The sequence below is a fragment of the Bifidobacterium sp. LH_491 genome, from assembly GCF_056356495.1.
The window spans coordinates 1,125,824-1,142,551 of sequence record NZ_JBKEUI010000001.1 but is presented as its reverse complement, the minus strand read 5'-3'; the positions used below and the strand labels follow the sequence as shown (position 1 = coordinate 1,142,551).

Annotated in this window: 15 protein-coding genes and 2 riboswitches; of the genes, 7 read left to right on the top strand and 8 right to left on the bottom strand. The window is 57.4% G+C overall.

All coding sequences use genetic code 11. The features are described from left to right. Nucleotides 1–11 precede the first annotated feature (11 nt). Entirely contained in the window at nucleotides 12–407 is a 396-nt protein-coding gene (locus AC1AWK_RS04355; RefSeq protein ID WP_476568407.1) for a hypothetical protein, read from the top strand. Nucleotides 408–433: 26 nt separating this feature from the next. On the opposite strand, the gene bcp is transcribed toward AC1AWK_RS04355, so the two are convergent. Together bcp and yhbY are read right to left on the bottom strand one after the other, a co-directional pair. Then, nucleotides 434–928 carry a thioredoxin-dependent thiol peroxidase gene (gene bcp / locus AC1AWK_RS04350; protein WP_476568405.1) on the bottom strand — a complete coding sequence of 165 codons (495 nt, stop codon included), beginning with the start codon at nucleotides 926–928 and terminating at the stop codon, nucleotides 434–436. A gap of 205 nt (nucleotides 929–1,133) precedes the next feature. Beyond that, nucleotides 1,134–1,439, bottom strand: a complete 306-nt coding sequence (gene yhbY / locus AC1AWK_RS04345) for a ribosome assembly RNA-binding protein YhbY (protein WP_476568403.1) — start codon at nucleotides 1,437–1,439, stop codon at nucleotides 1,134–1,136. 122 nt (nucleotides 1,440–1,561) lie between these two features. Next, nucleotides 1,562–1,665: riboswitch (TPP riboswitch) on the top strand. Here yhbY and tenA point away from each other — a divergent pair. After that, entirely contained in the window at nucleotides 1,656–2,477 is an 822-nt protein-coding gene (gene tenA, locus AC1AWK_RS04340) for a thiaminase II (protein WP_476568401.1), read from the top strand. Its footprint overlaps the riboswitch before it by 10 nt. 58 nt (nucleotides 2,478–2,535) lie before the next feature. Here the strand turns inward: tenA and AC1AWK_RS04335 are convergent, their stop codons facing one another. Then, nucleotides 2,536–3,654 (bottom strand): SLC13 family permease, encoded by a 1,119-nt coding sequence (locus AC1AWK_RS04335; protein WP_476568399.1) that lies wholly within the window; start codon nucleotides 3,652–3,654, stop codon nucleotides 2,536–2,538. Nucleotides 3,655–3,845: 191 nt separating this feature from the next. On the opposite strand from AC1AWK_RS04335, the gene AC1AWK_RS04330 reads away from it, so the two are divergent. Then, entirely contained in the window at nucleotides 3,846–5,252 is a 1,407-nt protein-coding gene (locus AC1AWK_RS04330; protein ID WP_476568397.1) for an amino acid permease, read from the top strand. Between the two features lie 262 nt (nucleotides 5,253–5,514). Here the strand turns inward: AC1AWK_RS04330 and AC1AWK_RS04325 are convergent, their stop codons facing one another. Beyond that, entirely contained in the window at nucleotides 5,515–6,516 is a 1,002-nt protein-coding gene (locus AC1AWK_RS04325) for an NADP-dependent oxidoreductase (protein ID WP_476568395.1), read from the bottom strand. A 181-nt stretch (nucleotides 6,517–6,697) separates the two neighbouring features. Here AC1AWK_RS04325 and AC1AWK_RS04320 point away from each other — a divergent pair, with 181 nt between their 5' ends. Then, nucleotides 6,698–7,156 (top strand): Rrf2 family transcriptional regulator, encoded by a 459-nt coding sequence (locus AC1AWK_RS04320; RefSeq protein WP_476568393.1) that lies wholly within the window; start codon nucleotides 6,698–6,700, stop codon nucleotides 7,154–7,156. Between the two features lie 149 nt (nucleotides 7,157–7,305). On the opposite strand, the gene AC1AWK_RS04315 is transcribed toward AC1AWK_RS04320, so the two are convergent. Together AC1AWK_RS04315 and AC1AWK_RS04310 are read right to left on the bottom strand one after the other, a co-directional pair. After that, the gene (locus AC1AWK_RS04315) at nucleotides 7,306–9,750 is read right to left on the bottom strand and encodes an energy-coupling factor transporter ATPase (RefSeq protein ID WP_476568391.1); all 2,445 of its coding nucleotides are present in this window, start codon (nucleotides 9,748–9,750) and stop codon (nucleotides 7,306–7,308) included. 13 nt (nucleotides 9,751–9,763) lie between these two features. Then, on the bottom strand, nucleotides 9,764–10,339 hold the full coding sequence (locus AC1AWK_RS04310; RefSeq protein ID WP_476568389.1) for an ECF transporter S component: 576 nt from the start codon (nucleotides 10,337–10,339) through the stop codon (nucleotides 9,764–9,766). Nucleotides 10,340–10,346: 7 nt separating this feature from the next. Beyond that, nucleotides 10,347–10,484: riboswitch (FMN riboswitch) on the bottom strand. Nucleotides 10,485–10,610: 126 nt separating this feature from the next. On the opposite strand from AC1AWK_RS04310, the gene AC1AWK_RS04305 reads away from it, so the two are divergent. From AC1AWK_RS04305 to AC1AWK_RS04295, 3 genes are all read left to right on the top strand, one after another. Beyond that, a complete protein-coding gene (locus AC1AWK_RS04305; RefSeq protein WP_476568387.1) occupies nucleotides 10,611–11,636 on the top strand; it encodes a glycosyltransferase family 2 protein in 1,026 nt (341 codons plus the stop codon). Between the two features lie 236 nt (nucleotides 11,637–11,872). After that, nucleotides 11,873–12,643: a polyphosphate--glucose phosphotransferase gene (gene ppgK, locus AC1AWK_RS04300; RefSeq protein WP_476568386.1), complete on the top strand. Its 771-nt coding sequence runs from the start codon at nucleotides 11,873–11,875 to the stop codon at nucleotides 12,641–12,643. Nucleotides 12,644–12,881: 238 nt separating this feature from the next. Beyond that, the gene (locus tag AC1AWK_RS04295; protein ID WP_476569613.1) at nucleotides 12,882–14,006 is read left to right on the top strand and encodes a pyridoxal phosphate-dependent aminotransferase; all 1,125 of its coding nucleotides are present in this window, start codon (nucleotides 12,882–12,884) and stop codon (nucleotides 14,004–14,006) included. 63 nt (nucleotides 14,007–14,069) lie between these two features. On the opposite strand, the gene AC1AWK_RS04290 is transcribed toward AC1AWK_RS04295, so the two are convergent. Further along, nucleotides 14,070–14,864: an ATP-binding cassette domain-containing protein gene (locus AC1AWK_RS04290; RefSeq protein WP_476568385.1), complete on the bottom strand. Its 795-nt coding sequence runs from the start codon at nucleotides 14,862–14,864 to the stop codon at nucleotides 14,070–14,072. Between the two features lie 175 nt (nucleotides 14,865–15,039). Next, entirely contained in the window at nucleotides 15,040–16,716 is a 1,677-nt protein-coding gene (locus AC1AWK_RS04285; RefSeq protein WP_476568383.1) for an aryl-sulfate sulfotransferase, read from the bottom strand. Between the last annotated feature and the right edge of the window lie 12 nt (nucleotides 16,717–16,728).

The following is a 16,728-nucleotide window of genomic DNA, read 5'->3' as shown; positions in this document are numbered from 1 at the left end:
CATCCTGTGGAATGAGTGAGCATCTGGTCGTTGTGGTGCATAATGTCGTATACGACAATGTCATATTCGACATAAATGTCATCATTGTGGAATGGGAGGCCATGATGCTTGAGCTCAACGTATTGTCTCCATGGGGACTCATCGTTGTCGGACTGCCTCTCTTGTTTCTTGGACTGGCACTGTTGCTGGCGGGTGTTGTAGCGTACGGCGTTCGGCGATTCGTGCATGAGCAGTATGGCACTGGTAGCGCGAACCGAGAGGCGGATGGTCTGGTGAGTCGGCCTATTCGTCGTTCTCAACGGGGCGCTGTGGTGCGCGCGCTTGTAGGGATCGGTGTGTTGCTAACGGTGGTAGGCGGCTGGTTGATATGGAACGCCATGCCGGTGATTATGGCGGCATGGCGTTAGTAACGGCGGTATGTGCAATGCAGTTGTTAGCGCGACAGGGCTTTCATTAATGAGGCCACATGTCCTGTGGCGCGCACATTGTATTTAGCGAGGGTAATGATGCCTTGTTCGTCAATGACCAATGTCGAACGTAAGACGCCGATATGCGTTTTGCCGTAGAGTTTCTTCTCGCCGTAGGCGCCGAATAGTCGATGGATCTCAAGGGTTTCGTCGCTGAGCAGGGTGAAGGGCAGATGATCGCGTTCGCGGAATCGGCGCAGTTTGTCCACCGGATCCTTGCTAATGCCAACCACGGTGTACCCGTAGGAGGTCAAGCGGGCGATGTTGTCGCGAAAATCGCAGGCTTGGGTAGTGCATCCCGGAGTCATAGCGGCCGGATAGAAGTAGAGAATCACGCGGTTGCCGCGATGCTCGGATAGGGTAAAGGTGCCACCGTCATCGGTGGGTAGGGTGAAGTCGGGGGCTGGGGTGCCGGCGTCGAGGCGGGTGGGTAATGCAGCATGATCATAGGTTTCGCTCATATGATTATTGTGGCACATTAGTGGTCGATTCGTCAGTGGTACGTCGTATAGCGTAATCGCGTCTAACCGTAAAAGTGCCTAACTGCAATCGTAATTGACATCGGCTCGCGCTGGCTGAGCGCGAGCCGATGGGGTAATTCGTAAAAAGTCGGTTGAGCGTTGTGGCATAGCGGATTGCAGGCAGTCGCCGACGGCGTCGACCGTCTTAGTCGCGGCACAGGCGAATATGCTCGATGTTCTTGCGCTGCGAGACGCGGAATAGGACGCAGCGATTGCCGATGACCTGTACGATATCGGCGTGCAATGGCTCAGCCAACGCTTCGGCGGTTTCCTTGGCGGTCAGGCCGGAGCCGTCCTGAACAACCACCTTGATGAGCTCGTGATGCTCCAGCGCCTCGTCGGCCTGAGTCAGGCTGGCTTCGGTTACGTCGTTTTTGCCCACCCACAGAATCGGATTGAGCCGGTTGGCGAGGGCGCGCAATTGCTTGGTCTGCTTCTTGGTCAGTGCCATGGGGACGCTTTCATGTTGGGGGACGGTTGCTCGCGCCGGCAATATCCACGGCTGCCGGCCGCCTTAATAGCATACTGCAAGCCCTCTATTTGCGCTTGGTCGCCATGTGGTGCAACAATAACGCAGGAATGCAGGGGAACCCGTTGCGGGTTGAGAAAGGCGACAGGCCTGACCCTTTGAACCTGTTTGGTTAATACCATCGTAGGGAGGCATGATATGAGTGATGCTATTGATATGCGGCAATCCGGTACGTATGACGATGCTTGGGGGCGGGTGGCTTGCGATGCTGCGTGGCCGAACCGGCAGGTGCCGCCGTTGGCGCGGCGTTTTCGGGCTGCCGCCGACGCGGTGTGGCGCGATGGCTATGGTCAGCCGTTCGTGCAGGAACTGGGCGCGGGCACGTTGGCACGTGAGCGGTTCGCGTTTTATTTGCTGCAGGATTTCCGGTATTTGCGTGAATATGCCAAGGTGCATGCGTTGGTGGTGGCGAAAACCGATGACCCGCAGATCGCCGAGCATATGGTGCGCGTTCAACGGCAGATCATCGAGGTGGAGACTTCCGTGCATCGTGCCTACATGGCCAGTTACGGGGTGAGCCGGGAGCAGATGGATCAGGTGCGTCAATCGGCGTTTGCGCGGGCCTATACGTCGAATATTCTTGCCATCGCGTATGCGCGGCCCGTGGTGGATGTGTTGGTGGCTGTGCTGCCGTGCGCGTGGGTGTATGCCGATTATGGCGTGCGGCTGGCGCGTCAGTTTGCCGATCGGCTGCCGGATAATCCGTATCGCAGTTGGATTGACATGTATGCCTCCGATGAGTTTTGGGACAGCACCGTGTGGCTGGTCGAACAGATCGAACGGTTGGCGGCATCCTTGGACGAGTCGCGGCTGCGTGAACTGGAGGAGATTTTCGTGACCGGCGTCGAGCATGAGGTGATGTTCTGGCAGTCGGCGTATGCCATGCACTACTCGTGGAAGCCGCAGTGGGATGACGCGCTGGGGTATGAGCCGTTTGCGTTGGGGCCTGCGTGTTCCTGAATGACGTATGGTGCGGGTCGTGCGATGGCTCGGACAGCGGCCGGTTGCGGAATGCGCCTTAGCGTGCGAGCAATATGGTTGCCATAGGGTAGAGCACGATGAGAAACGCAAGGTTCCACAGGGTGAAGGTCGCTGTGTAGCGCTTGAGTCGCAAGGGGTGATTCGCCGCCATTTGCTTGTAGGAGATCAGGCTGGCCATGGAAGCGATGAGCGTGCCCAATCCGCCGATATTGGTGCCCACGATCAGCGCATTGACATGAGGGGTGTACCCGGAGAGCAGCACGGCGGCCGGCACATTGCTGATGATTTGGCTGGATGCAACGCTGGTGAGTAGCTCGTGGCCGTTGACCAGCTCGGTAAGCCATTGGTGCAGGGCGTCGACGCGACTGATGTTGCCGACGAAGATGAAGAAGCATACGAAGGTGAGCAGCAGTGTGTAGTCGACGTGTGCGAATAGACGCCGGTCAAGGAGGGCGATGGTGATAATGGCGATGATGGCCAGCGTCCAATGCGGCAGCCATCCGGCGACGCAGCACAGGCATAGCGCAAAGAGTATGAGGTAGCCGTACAACCTCGGATCGATGTGATAGGGCTCGCTCTGCATCGGCGCGTCGATGGTGGTGTTGCGTACGGTGAGGACGCAGGCCGCGACAAGCGCTATGCCGGAAACCAGCACATACGGTGCGGTGATGCCGAGGAACGTCACGATATCGCTGTTGGACAAACCATAGAGGAAGAGATTTTGTGGATTGCCTACGGGGGTGAGCATGCTGCCAAGATTGGCGGCGATGGTCATGAGGGTGACGATAAGGCAGCTGGATTGGTTCATTGCCGTGATGGTGAGCACCAGCATGGCGAAAGGAACGAAGGTGATAAGCGCCACGTCGTTGGTAACCAGCATGCTTGACAGGAAGCACAGCAGTACCAGCGTCAGGGCGATGCCGCGTGTGGTGTGTACGCGGCGCACCAAGGCGTGTCCTACGCGCGTGAAGACCTGTAATTGCCGCAGTCCCGCCATCACCAGCATGAGTGCGAACAGTACGATAAGCGTGTCGGCGTCGATATAGCCCGCGTAGTGCGCGTCGGGCGGCACGATGACGCTGGATATAATCGCGGCGATGGCTGAAAGAGTAAGCACCAGGTCGTATGTAAGCCATCGCATGCAGGTGCGCAGCATGATTCCCCTTCCGTGGCTGATGTTCGCCGTCGACTTGGCATGATAGCAGGTCGTCGCCCCAACATGTATATTGTTATACGCAACTTTGTATATATGCAGTATTGATGGCGTTGGCGTCGGTTCGATGGGGCGGACGGCAGTGTCTGGCAATAGGCATATAACCGGTATGGCTGATGAAAGAAGGCACCATAATGGCTCATGACACACGGCAACGTGATGCGGCTTCGCGCACGACGCTGCGCAGGAGCATGGAAACCCGTCATGTGCGGATGATCGCGCTGGGTGGCGTGATCGGCACCGGACTATTCGTCAGTTCCGGGTACACCATTCATCAGGCAGGGCCTTTCGGCACGATTCTGGCGTATGCGATTGGCGGTCTCATCGTGTATCTGGTGATGCTGTGTCTGGGCGAATTGTCCGTGGCCATGCCGGTCAGCGGTTCGTTTCATGTATATGCCACCCGATATATCGGCCCGGCGACGGGGTTTGTGGTGGCGATTCAATATTGGATCACGTGGACGGTGGCGCTGGGGTCGGAATTTACGGCTGCCGGACTGTTGATGCAACGATGGTTTCCGCATACGCCCGCATGGGTGTGGAGCGCCATATGCATCGTGGTGGTGTTTATCGTCAATGCGTTGTCGGTGCGGTTTTTCGCCGAAACCGAGTTTTGGTTCTCATCGGTGAAAGTCGCCGCCATCGTCGTGTTTATGCTGGTTGGCGTGCTGGCCATTACCGGGGTGATTTCCATCAGCGGGCACGATCATGCGCCATGGCTGAGCAATGTGGTGGACGGCGGATTGTTCCCCAATGGGTTCGCTCCGGTATTTGCCACGATTCTGACGGTGAACTTTGCGTTTTCGGGTACGGAATTGGTGGCGGTGACCGCAGGGGAGACACGCGATCCGCGGACGGCGGTGCCCAAGGCGATTCATACGACCCTGTGGCGTTTGCTGGTGTTTTTCATCGGCAGCATCGTGGTGATGTCCGCGTTGATTCCGTGGCAGGATGCCGGTGTGGACGAAAGCCCGTTCGTTATGGTGTTTTCCGCCATCGGACTGCCGTATGCGGGTGACATTATGAATGCGGTGGTGCTGACCGCATTGCTGTCCGCGTCGAATTCGGGACTGTATGCCGCCACACGCATGGTGTGGTCCTTGGGTAACGAGGGGATGCTGCCTCGGTGCTTCGCCGCGACGAATCGTCATGGCGCGCCGGTGCTGGCGTTATGTGTGAGCATGGCCGGAGGGTTGCTGGCGTTGCTGTCTTCGGTGGTGGCCGCATCGAGCGTATATCTGATTTTGGTGGGTATCTCCGGTTTGTCTGCGGTAGTGGTATGGGCCGTAGTGGCGTGGTGCCAGATTCGATTTCGCAAGCAATGGTTGCGTGATGGGCATACGCTTGACGAACTGCCGTATCGCACACCGGGATTTCCGGTGGTGTCTTGGTTGGCGTTCGGCTTATGCGTGCTGTCGTGCGTATTGGTAGCGCTTGATCCCGAACAGTGGGTGGCGCTGGTATCTGAAATCATCTTTATTGCCTTATGCTACGGCCTGTATTGGTTGAACCGTAAGCGCATCGCCATGCGTGGCGAGTAGCGGCAGGGCGTTGACGGGGTCGTATGGTGTGGGTTCGGCGGAATATGCGCCCCATATGTATTCGTGAGTGCCATTGACGCCTGGTGTGTATCCGTGCGGCGTTGCGGGAAAGTCACCTACTTCCGCGTGGGTTGCGACAGGGGCAATATTTCCGCGCGCCCGACGGTTGCCGTCTTCGTTCATGTCGGTGGAGGGCGGCGTACTATTTCGCGATCGCATGCATAAGGGCAAATGGTCATCGCGTGGTCACGGCTGCGCTTTTTTATGGTTGGATTATGACTTTTCCGTTGATTGTCCCATTGTCGACAAGCCGCAATGCCTCGTTGGTTTGATCCAATGGAAATATCCGTGAGTCGATGGCGGGTCTCATTTGCATGTTTTCCATGATTTCGGTTACTTGTCGCAGCTGTTTTCCGTCGGAGCGGACAAAGATGAAGCGATATTCTTTGCCTTGCTTTCTGGCGATCTTGTCGTATGAGTGGCCGGCGAATGCGAACAGTGACTTTTTCAGACTGCCATAGTGATGGCGTTGGGCAAATGCTTTGTTGGGGCCGGTTCGCAGACTTACCAATCGTCCGCCCTTGTTCAAAACCGACAATTCGTGTTCGAATTCAGTCGGTCCCAACGTGTCGATTACGTGGTCGATGTCGGACAAGAGTTCCCAGTAGCGTTCCGTTCTGTAGTCAAGATAACGATCGACGCCCATGGAGAGGAATCGCTCTTTTGCCCGTGCATTGCCGGTTACCATTACTTTCAGTCCCAATGCCTTGGCGATAGGAACCGCTATTTGTCCGAAGCTACCTGATCCGCCGGGAATGAGAATTGTTTGCCCCGGTCGTGCTTCCAGTTCTTCGGTGATGGCCTGATATGCCGTCAATCCGGTCAATGGAATAGCGGCGGCGGTATTGAAGTCATAGCCTTTCGGCATGCTGGCGATGGCATCTTGGTCGACCGCTACATATTCCGCGAATGCTCCAATGCGGTTGATCGGTAGACGTGCATAAACGCTGTCGCCCTCGTGAAAATTGCGCACGTTGCGGCCGGCCTGGACTATGATGCCCGAGCATTCGTTTCCCAGGGTCAGTGGCATAGGATAATGCTGGATGAGTTTTACGCTTCCTCTCGAGATCAGTAGGTCCACCGGGTTGACCGCTGCTGCCTTTACCTGAATCAGCACTTCGGAATCTGAAATTTCAGGTTTGGCTATATCGTTGGGCATTGTGGATATTTTCTGTGAGTAGCGCATGATTTGAGCCGCTTTCATGTGAAGCCTTTCTCTGTGGTCGGCTGGGCCTTATGCTTCTTCTTGCTTTTTGCGCAAGAGTCGGTAAAATATCGGTTGTAACAAATGAATTTACATCTAAGTAGCGTAGCGCCTCAAAGATGTAAAGTCAATAATTACATCAAAACGTGTTGCTTGTGTTGTGAAAGGACATAACCCGTCTATGCAGATAAGCGTGCAATGTTCCGTCGCGGTTCACTGTCTGATTTTTATCCATGAAGCGAAAGACGCGGTAAAAGTAACCAGTACTCTTTTGGCGGAAAGTACGGGAAGCAACCCTGTGGTAATTCGCACTATTCTCAGTGCGTTGCGCAAGGCGGGAATTATTACGGTGTCTCGCGGGACTGGCGGGGCGCGATTATGCGTTGACCCGTCTCAGGTCACTCTATACCAAATCTATTCCGCGCTTGATCCGGATGGTGTGAATTCCATTATTGGAATCCATCATTGCGATGAACGCCCCTGTCCGGTTGCGCGTAATATCCGTAAGGTATTGGAGCCTTCGTATCGCAAGATTGAAGATGCGGTCAGACGTGCCATGGAAGAAATCACGCTGCAGTCGATGATTGAAGATTTTCATGACACACTGCGAACTATGCCCGCCGACCAGAGTGGCGCGTGACCATCATGATCTCATCCACGCGGCATGGGCATGGTGCGGCGTACCGGACTCGAGCCGCATTGGCGTGCGCTCGATATTGTCGGTTCATGGTCGAGCCACGGTCTTGCAAAGACAATGATGGCAATCGTTGGGATCGTTGCGGTCGGGTGCTAGACAAGACTTAGTATCAGTAATATCGCCACATAACACACGACCGCAAGCATGCACATGGTGTCTGTAATCTGCCATTGCAAATGTTTCCAGTGGGTGCGTTGCGCTCCGGATTCGTAACAGCGGGCGTCTAGCGCCAAGGCGAGATTGTCGGCATGGCGTAGAGCGCCGACGAATACTGGCGTGACGATGGCTGCCAGTGCATGGATGCGGCTTAGGGGGGAGCCGTATTCGATGGCTCCGCCGCGTGCTGCCTGCGCATCTACGATTGCGCGTATTTCGCCGCCTAGAGTTGGCAGGAAACGGAGTGCGAGCGTCATGACCAGTGCACTTTCCTGGGGGTGCATGCCGATGCGTGACAGCGGCGAGAGCAGAGTGGCGACAGCCTCGGTGGATGTAGTAGGGGTTACATAGGCCATGGCGATGGCACCCAATATCAGCACCATGGCGAAACGCGCGGTATACAGTCCCGCCGTGGCCACACCATCGCTGGTTACCGTCAATGCACCCCAACGCCACCATACGTGGCCGCTGCGTACCACCAGCACGTTGCATGCGCCGATGACGATCAGCATGACAATCAGGGCGCGCAGTCGGGCAAGGATGGCAATCGCGTGGCGGCGTGCGTGCCATATCAGGCCGCCGACGCACAATGCCGCCCACGCCAGCTGCCAGGGCGTCTTGATGAGGAACGCGCTGAACATCATCAGTAATGAGCCGAGCAAGATGGCGCGCGGGTCGAGCTGCCGTGCCGCGGTGTCCGTCGCGTTGTGCTCGCGCTCATGCCCGGTGGCATGTCGTTCGGCCTGACTATTGGGCTCAAGTCGTACCACACGGTCGGCCATGACCGTTTCCTCGTGCCGATGGGTGACGATGACGATGGTGATTCCTTGCTGGCGCAATTCATGCATAAGGTCCCACATGCGTTCGCTTGACTTGCGATCAAGACTGGCGGTGGGTTCGTCCATCACCACGATGGACGGCTGGCATGCCAGCACACCGGCGATGGCGACCATGCGTCGCTGCCCGCCTGAGAGTGCATGCGGCGAGCGATGCGCCAAAGCGGTCAGATGCAGATATTCCATGACCTGACGCGCTCGGGCAAGCGCCTCGTCAGATGAACATCCCAGGTTGCGCGGCCCGTAGGCAATGTCCTGTTCCACCGTTTCGGCGAACAATTGGCGTTCGGGGTGCTGCATGACATATCCGATGGTGCGCCGTAGCCGTCGGCTGTCACGACGTGCGAGCCCGCGGCTGCGCCGGCGTCCGCGAGAGGTGGCGAGTGTGATGCCATCAACCGTGATGCTGCCGTACTGTGGTGTTGCCAAAGCGCACATCAGTCGCGCCGCGGTGGATTTGCCGGCGCCGTTGTCTCCAATAATGGCAAGCATTTCTCCGCGTCGCACGGATAGTGAGTAGTGTTCCAACGTGGCATAATCTGCGCCTGGATGGCGGTAGGTTATGCCGTTCATAACAATGATATCGTCCGCGTGGCTGGACCGTTCGGTACGGCCGTTGGCGTCATGGCGGACATGGGTGCTGACGCCATATGCGGGTGCTTTGTTGCCGGGGGAGATATCGGCTGCATCGAGATTTGTCGCTTGCTCGGCAGTCTGTCGTAGCTGTTTGTCCGAGACAATGCGTCCCTGCGATAGGGTGATGATCCGGTCGGCATGCAAGGTTTCCGCAGGGTCGTGTGTGACATGCACGATGGTGACGCCTTCGGCATGGAGACGATCGAGTATGGTCATGACGGCCTGTCGGGCTTGGTGATCAAGCATGGCCGTGGGTTCGTCGCAAATCAGCATGTCTGGGTGCATGGCAATCATGCCGGCGATGGCAATGCGCTGTTGCTGTCCGCCACTCATATGTGAGGGGTCTGCCGTGTGCCAGGCATCCATGTCCACTGAATGCAGTGCATGGCGCACGCGGTCGCCGATGGCTTCGGGGGCGATGGCCAGATTTTCCGGGCCGAATGCCACATCCTCTTCCACGCATGTCGTGACGATTTGGTCTTCTGGCTGTTGCAGGCACATGCCAATATGCCGTCGCGCCTGGCGGTAAGCGTCGGCATGGATGCCGGTGTCATCGAAGACGGCATGGCCCATCAGTGTGACTGTGCCCTCATCCGGGGAGGATAATGCCGCCAGCAGCCTCGCCAAGGTAGATTTTCCCGAACCATTGGCTCCCATCAGGCACAGGCGTTCGCCGGCATGGATGGTGAGATTGATGTCGCGCAACGCCCATGCGGCGTCGCTGGCCGTTTCGGTGTGATCGCTAGTGGGGCCGCCGTGTGCATCGGTGGAGGTGTGGATGGGGCCGGCAGGGGTGTCGTAGCGAAACCACACATGGGAGAGTTCCGCTACGACGGGTGCCGCATGGGCAATGACGGCTGTGTCCGCTCTGTCGGTATCGGGTGACGTCGTGCTGTCGTATTTACGCATGCGGACTGCCTCGTCAGCGGGCCACCAATTGCGAAATCGGTTTGTAGACCAAGAATGTCACCGCGCCGTGGATGGTAAATTTGATGAGGTTGAACGGCAGTAAAATCGGGACGATCATGGCGGCGACCTGGCCGACGCTCATATGCGCGTACAGCGGTGTGATAAGCAGGTTTGCCGCCAAGGCGAAAATAAGTGCGCATACGGCGCCGAGGATGATGCCCGCCAGAGCGCCCGTGCGGGTATGCCAGCGGCGGTACACCAGGCTAGCCGGTACGCTTAAGGCCAGCGCCACGCCAATGGCGATGAGCGTGCCCCAAGGGTCCATGAACACGTGCGGAGCGAATCCCAACACGCTGACCAATACGGCGGCGGATGGTCCGAAGGCGAAGCCGCTGACTAGGCAGATAATGCCTGACGGATCGTATTTGAGCCACGGCACGCCCGGCATAATGGGCAATTCGATGAAACTGCAGGCAATCGCCAGCGCCACGAATAGGGCATAGATGGCGATGCGACGGGTGGACCAGCGTCCCGAATCATTGACGCCGGTACCGTGGGTACGAGTATGGGTATGTAAAGATGCGCTCATGGTGAGCTCCTTGTTTCTTCCATCCGGACTGTAACCGTTGGCTCCGGAATCGCACCGGATCGGCCGCTTGCGCGGCTCGCGGGCTGGCGCACGCGTACGTGCGCATCACCGCCAGTAAGGAATTTCGCCTTTCCTGAAACTTGCCCTTTCAGCTATACCGTATTGCGCTGGCGGATGCAAGCTTTGCCGTTATGTCGTGGCTGTGGCGTTGTCCACATTGCCGTCAGGGTGTTGGTGGCGGTGGACGGGGGCGGGTGCAAGAATAGGAACTATGACACAACAGCATCGTTCTTCCTCGCGTATTGACAAATTAGCCATTGTGGTGGTGACATACAAGCGGCAGGAGCTCTTGTCGACTCTGATGGATTCCATCGCGCAATTGGACGACGCTCCCTGGCGCGTGGTGATGGTGGACAACGAGAGTTCCCCGCGCACCGAGGCGATGGTTCGTGAGTTTGCCGAAAGGCTTACCTCGCAGTGGGGCACGACCGTGCCGGATGCCACGGGCAATGAGTCGCGTGTGGTATATGCTCCGCAAACCGAGAATCTGGGTGGTGCCGGTGGCTTCAGTGCCGGTGTGTCCAAAGCATATGAACTGGGTGCCCAATGGTTTTGGGTGATGGACGATGATGTGGCGGTGCTGCCGGACGCCATTGGCAAGCTGGCGCGCTGGACCGATCGTCATGAAGTGATCCAGGGCAGCCGTTTCGACTACGATGGCGGGCCGTTCTACTGGCAGTATGACTTCATGATTGGGTTGGGCATTCCCAATCCCATCGCGCCGGCGGCATTCGGCCCGGCCGGTTACCGCGTGATGAACACGCTGTGCTTCGAGGGCGGGTTGTTCAACCGTCGTGTGGTCGAGCGCATCGGTTTGCCTGACCCAAGGTTCTTCATTTATTGGGATGACACTATGTATGGCTATCGTGCCAGTAAGGTCACCGATCCCATTGTGGTGCCCGACGTAGTGCTGCGCCGTACCCGTGAGATCGGCAATTGGGATATCGCCGGCGTGCGCCAGTTGAACTCCACGTCGGATGTGAACCGGTATCACATCATGCGCAACCGGGGGTACATGGCACGGTACTTCATGACGTTCGGTGATTATCGTCCGGCGTTGTTCGCGTTGGGAACGTTGGCTACTGCAGCCAAGGAAGTGATTCGTCTGCTGGCGGTGGACCGTGAGCATTGGCGTACGGGGTTGGTGCAGATTGCTCGCGGATGGCGTGATTCGAGGGCGTTGCTGCATGATCCGCAGTGGCGGCCCATGCCGCCGTTGGAAGGTCCGAAGCGCTAGGTGGACGGCGTATCCGGCCCATAACGGTCGTATGGGTCATGCAGGTCGGATGTCCCTATGGCGTGGGTATTGGGCGTTGCGCGGGTATATGCAGTATAACGGTGTATGTTGGCGTAAGCTTAGGTGAATACGTTTGCAAAAACCTACCGAAAATGTGCGTGTCGTATTCGTGGAGAGTTACAATGCCCATACCGGTTCAACATACATAAACCACACCGTGACAGGAGAGGTCGACGATGATTGAGACAGCGCAGGCTTTTGGCGTTGATATTGGTGGCTCGGGCATTAAGGCGGCCCCGGTCAATTTGGAGCGTGGTGAGTTCGCTGAACCGCGTTTGAAGATTCTTACCCCTGAAGTTTCCACCCCGAAGGCAGTGGCGGCAATCGTTCGCCAACAGTTGGAACATTTTGAGGTTCCCGAGTCGGCTCCGGTGGGCATTGCGTTCCCCGCGCCCATCAAGCCGGGCGTGCCACTGGACTTTATGGCCAACCTTGATCAATCCTGGATCGGCGTGGACGTTACCGAGGTGTTCTCCGAGGCATGCGGTCGCCCCGTCACCGTGGTGAACGATGCCGATGCCGCCGGTTTGGCCGAGCAGCAGTTCGGCGCTGCCAAGGGGCATGACGGCTTGGTAATTGCCACCACGTTGGGCACTGGCATCGGCACCGCGCTGATTTACAATGGTGTGCTGATTCCTAACACCGAGCTGGGACACATCGAATTGCCCAAGGGCAAGGGCGATGCCGAGAAGTATGCCGCTTCCTCGATTCGTGAGCAGCAGAGCTTGGGATATAAGAAGTGGGCGAAGCGCCTGACCAAGTATTACGGCTTGCTGGAGAAGTATTTCAACCCGGATTTGTTCGTGGTGGGCGGCGGAGTGAGCCGCGTGAGCGAGAAGTTCTTGCCGTTCGTTGATGTCAAGACTCCGATGGTTCCTGCCAACTTGCGCAATGAGGCTGGTATTGTAGGCGCTGCATACTACGCCAGCACCAAGATGACGCACTAGGGCGTTGTGAATATGCACGGTCCCGTTGCCGCAGGTCGGCAGCGGGACCGTGTGCGATTATGTGGCGGCTACGGTGCGGAAACGTCGGTTGCCGCGCAGACAAGTTCTACTTGATATGCCGAGGTATGGCCTGTCGAGGATTCGTGTCGCAGTTGAGGTGCTGGCAGCGGTCGGGGCTAAGCTAAGAGCCGTGTATTGTTCTTCGCGTATTGGTACGACGGCATTGAATCCCATCGCTATGGCGGAACGTCAGGCTCGCGCCAGGGGAGTGGCGCTGCGTTCGCTCAATGACGCCAATCCGACCAGACATGGGTTGTCACCAGACGTATTGCCTCAGCAGTATGATGCCGACCCACGCGGCCCTCGTCATATGCGGCAGGCTTTGGCGGCGATGATGCGGCAACGTGATGGACGCACGGTGGATGTTGAGACGTTGTATGCCTTGAACTCCACTTCGCAGGCGTATTCGTGGCTGATGAAAGTGCTGTGCGATCCGGGGGACGTGATCGTGGCGCCGACGCCGGGGTACCCGCTGATCGAATCCATCGCCCGGCTGGAATGTGTCAACGTGCGTACCTACCGGTTGGCGTATGACGGGTCGTGGTATATCGATTTGCCGTCCTTGCGCGCGTTGTTGGATGATACGTCGATGGGCAAGGTGCGCGCGCTGGTGGTGATCAATCCGAATAATCCCACTGGCTCGTATATGCGTGCCACGGAACGCGAGACGATTGTACGGTGGTGCCGCGAACGCGATATTGCCATTATCGCGGATGAAGTGTTTTACGAATATGCGTTGGATGCCTTTGACGACCGCCGTCGTTGGGCGGGGGAGTCTCGGGCGTTGACGTTCGCGCTGGATGGATGCTCCAAATTATTGGCCGCGCCTCACGCCAAAATCGGATGGATCGAGGTGAGCGGCCCGGATGATGACGTGCGGCAGGCCTGTGCCGCCTTGGACGTGGTTGCCGATGACTATTTGCCGATGAGCGCCCTGATCGACGAACGTGTGGATGGATTGTTGGCGTTGTTGCCACGGCATACCGCCATGGTACGTGCCCGTGTGCGCGACAATCTGGACACGTTGCACGCCATGTTGTCCGCCGACCAGTCCGCGCCGGTATCGGCGCTGCGTACCGAGGGCGGGTGGAGCGCGTTGCTGCGTGTGCCCAGCTGCATTGACGACAATGCATTGGTCACGCGCATGATTGCGGCATATGACTGGACGGGACAGCCGGGATACTTGTTCGACATGACGACGAATGGATACATGGCGGTGTCGTTGCTGCCCGAACCATCGGTGTTCGTCGAAGGCGTGCAGGTGCTGTTGCGGGCGGTGCGCGACGAATTGGCGGCCATATAACTTGCTGTGCCCAGTCTGGAGCGCCGTCCGATGGGTCGGATGCTGTGGCTGCGGCTCGCCGGATTACGCCTGTTGGCGCAGCCGCTTGATCAGCGCGGCGTATGTTTGGCTGGCGTCGCTTGCCGGCCCGTCGAAGATCACCGAGCCCTCGTGGAGGACCAGCGCGCGCTCGATACCGTAGACGGGGCCGTCCAGCAAGCTAATATCATGAGTGGCGATGATCAGTTGGTGCGTATGGGTGAAGGCATTGCGGGCTACAGTCGCGCTGGAGCGCTCGTCCAAGCCTTTGGTGGGCTCATCGGCGACGATGGCGGCTGGCTGTCGCAAAGATGCTACGGCAAACGCCGCTAGATGGCGCTGCTCGGCGGATAGGCTCATGCCGGGTTGTCGAGCGAGATCGGATATGCCGTATTGCGCCAACACGTCGGCGATGCGATTGCTACGGTCGGTGGCATCACGCACGTCGCGACGCAGAGAGGCGTCAAGACCGTTTTCCAATCGGTCGGCGCGTACCAAGGATTCGTCCAATTCCTCACGGCGTACTTTTCCGATAATGTATTCGATATTCCGGCGGCTTGCGGAGGAAGCGGTATCGGTCTGCCAGCTTCCGGCTTGGATGAGGATGTTCCCGGTGCTCGGGGTGAGAGAGCCGTCGAGTAGACGGAGCAGGGTGGTTTTGCCGGACCCGTTCAAGCCGATGACGGCGATGCGGTTTTCGGTCAAGGTAAGCGAAGTGGGCCGCAAGCCCACCGATCCGTCCTCATATGTGTAACCGGCGCCGTCCAGCTGCCATTGGACGGTGTCTTCGGCATGAAGCCGCACGCGAGGCGAACGACGCAGACGATGCAGCAAATCCATGATTTCTATTGTAATGGAAACGGTCTGTGGTAACGGCATCAATGTATGCCGCATTGTAAATGCCATGTTAAAACAGGGAGGGGCACGCCAAAACGTATGACGTACCCCACCGTCGATGGGATGAATGCCGATGACCGATAATCGAATGTCGATCCCCTGCCGTCGGCATGTGACATCAGGCGAAGTAGAATCCAGAGAAATCGTAGCTGTACACGCGGTAAATATAGGAGACGTTGATTTTCATCCGATATTGAGTCAACAAGGTTCCTGCAGTATTGTAGACGCCGATGAGACCTTGTCCGCCTGAATCGATAAGGATATTGCCGTTATCGAGCTGTTGCGCCGAACTGACGTAATTCGAAGCCGGAACATCGAATTGGTTGACTTCGGTGTACGTGCCGGTGTTTTCGTCCACAATATACTCACGGTATTGGGAATGAACATTCTCCAGGTCGAACTTGCCGGTATTGATGCCTTTGACCACCGACCAGTCGAAATTGGGACGTGTGGAAGCATACCCGTAGTTGTTGTCGAACATATAGAGCCGGTACTGCCCGGCGGGCAGCGAAGGGTCGGACACATATGTGATGGAATGTTGGCCTCCGGTGTCGGAGAAGTTACCTACCTTGGTCAGGAAATCATCTGTGTAATCGGTACCGTCCCACACGCTGGACTCGCCGATCATGTAATCCAAGGTCGGATTGGTTTCCAAATCCTTGATTTTGATGATGGTGGAGGTCTCGCGCGCAGAGAGCAACGCCGAGCCGTCGGGCAGCATTTGGATGGTATTGTAATGGATCCAATCCCAGCGTCCGGTGGCGGTGGGATCGGATTCGTCGATGCCCGCATGTTCGGTCAGATTCTTGTATTCGGGGAACATCTCACCTGAATCCAACAGTAGCGTCACGTTGCCGGTGGTGGTGTCGAGTTTGATAATCTGATCCTGCACCGCATGGTCCTCGCGGGTCAGATCGGTGGCCAGCAGCACGATATTCTGGTCCTGGTCGAAGGCGTAGTCGTGATGCAGTATGAATCGGTCGCCAAGATTGTAGATTTTCTCCAACTTGCCCAAACGATTCATGCCCACCATAGTGTGGGTGGATGCGGAGAACCACATCAGTCCGTTGTCATCGAACAGCAACCGATGGCTGCGGTAGAACATGATGGGGATTTCGCCACGCAGCACTCCGTTGGTGTCATAGTAGAACATGAAGTCCTGCTCGTTGCTGTCATTGCCTAAAATGGCGTACAGGCCGTCGCCCAGGTCGGTGCTGGAGGCCGGAATTGCGGTGCGTTCGAGTTGGATTTCCTCCACGCCGAGCAACTTGGGACCCTTGCGCGTCACGCTGCGGGTGTCGGTGTTGCCCTGCTTGTCGGTGACGGTGAAGGTGATGGTGTTGGTGACTTGGGGGATCAGTCCCAGCACGCTGAATTCGTGGGTGGTTTGATACTGCTGGTCCTGGTAGGCGGTGCGAGTGAAATCCGGATAGCCTTCGGCGCTGACTGTGTAGGAGACGCTGGTTGGATCGTCGGTAGTGAAGTAGGCGTACAGTGACGTGGTGTTCGTGCCATAGGGGTTCGCTTCCAGGAAGATATGGTCGAAGTCATGCGAGGCTTTGTCGCGCTTGGCTGCGAGCGTATCGTCGGCCATCTGCTGGTATTGCGTCGTGTAGATGTTGGTGATGCGGGCGTTGAGCGTGGCTACGCGACTGGCGTTGACGCCTTCGGAAACGTCTCCTTGGGCCAGCAGGCATCCGGCGACTAGCAGGAGTGTGATCACCACGGTGAGAGTGTGACGAACATGACGACGTTGCATCAGTAAAGAGGGCTGTATCACGATATTGTTCTCCATGGGCGGTAGCGT

What these genes read in the sequence shown, in the direction of transcription:
- AC1AWK_RS04355 (WP_476568407.1), top strand. Translation starts at nt 12, where the DNA reads ATGAGTGAGCATCTGGTCGTTGTGGTGCATAATGTCGTATACGACAAT.
- bcp (WP_476568405.1), bottom strand. Translation starts at nt 928, where the DNA reads ATGAGCGAAACCTATGATCATGCTGCATTACCCACCCGCCTCGACGCC.
- yhbY (WP_476568403.1), bottom strand. Translation starts at nt 1,439, where the DNA reads ATGGCACTGACCAAGAAGCAGACCAAGCAATTGCGCGCCCTCGCCAAC.
- tenA (WP_476568401.1), top strand. Translation starts at nt 1,656, where the DNA reads ATGAGTGATGCTATTGATATGCGGCAATCCGGTACGTATGACGATGCT.
- AC1AWK_RS04335 (WP_476568399.1), bottom strand. Translation starts at nt 3,654, where the DNA reads ATGCTGCGCACCTGCATGCGATGGCTTACATACGACCTGGTGCTTACT.
- AC1AWK_RS04330 (WP_476568397.1), top strand. Translation starts at nt 3,846, where the DNA reads ATGGCTCATGACACACGGCAACGTGATGCGGCTTCGCGCACGACGCTG.
- AC1AWK_RS04325 (WP_476568395.1), bottom strand. Translation starts at nt 6,516, where the DNA reads ATGAAAGCGGCTCAAATCATGCGCTACTCACAGAAAATATCCACAATG.
- AC1AWK_RS04320 (WP_476568393.1), top strand. Translation starts at nt 6,698, where the DNA reads ATGCAGATAAGCGTGCAATGTTCCGTCGCGGTTCACTGTCTGATTTTT.
- AC1AWK_RS04315 (WP_476568391.1), bottom strand. Translation starts at nt 9,750, where the DNA reads ATGCGTAAATACGACAGCACGACGTCACCCGATACCGACAGAGCGGAC.
- AC1AWK_RS04310 (WP_476568389.1), bottom strand. Translation starts at nt 10,339, where the DNA reads ATGAGCGCATCTTTACATACCCATACTCGTACCCACGGTACCGGCGTC.
- AC1AWK_RS04305 (WP_476568387.1), top strand. Translation starts at nt 10,611, where the DNA reads ATGACACAACAGCATCGTTCTTCCTCGCGTATTGACAAATTAGCCATT.
- ppgK (WP_476568386.1), top strand. Translation starts at nt 11,873, where the DNA reads ATGATTGAGACAGCGCAGGCTTTTGGCGTTGATATTGGTGGCTCGGGC.
- AC1AWK_RS04295 (WP_476569613.1), top strand. Translation starts at nt 12,882, where the DNA reads ATGGCGGAACGTCAGGCTCGCGCCAGGGGAGTGGCGCTGCGTTCGCTC.
- AC1AWK_RS04290 (WP_476568385.1), bottom strand. Translation starts at nt 14,864, where the DNA reads ATGGATTTGCTGCATCGTCTGCGTCGTTCGCCTCGCGTGCGGCTTCAT.
- AC1AWK_RS04285 (WP_476568383.1), bottom strand. Translation starts at nt 16,716, where the DNA reads ATGGAGAACAATATCGTGATACAGCCCTCTTTACTGATGCAACGTCGT.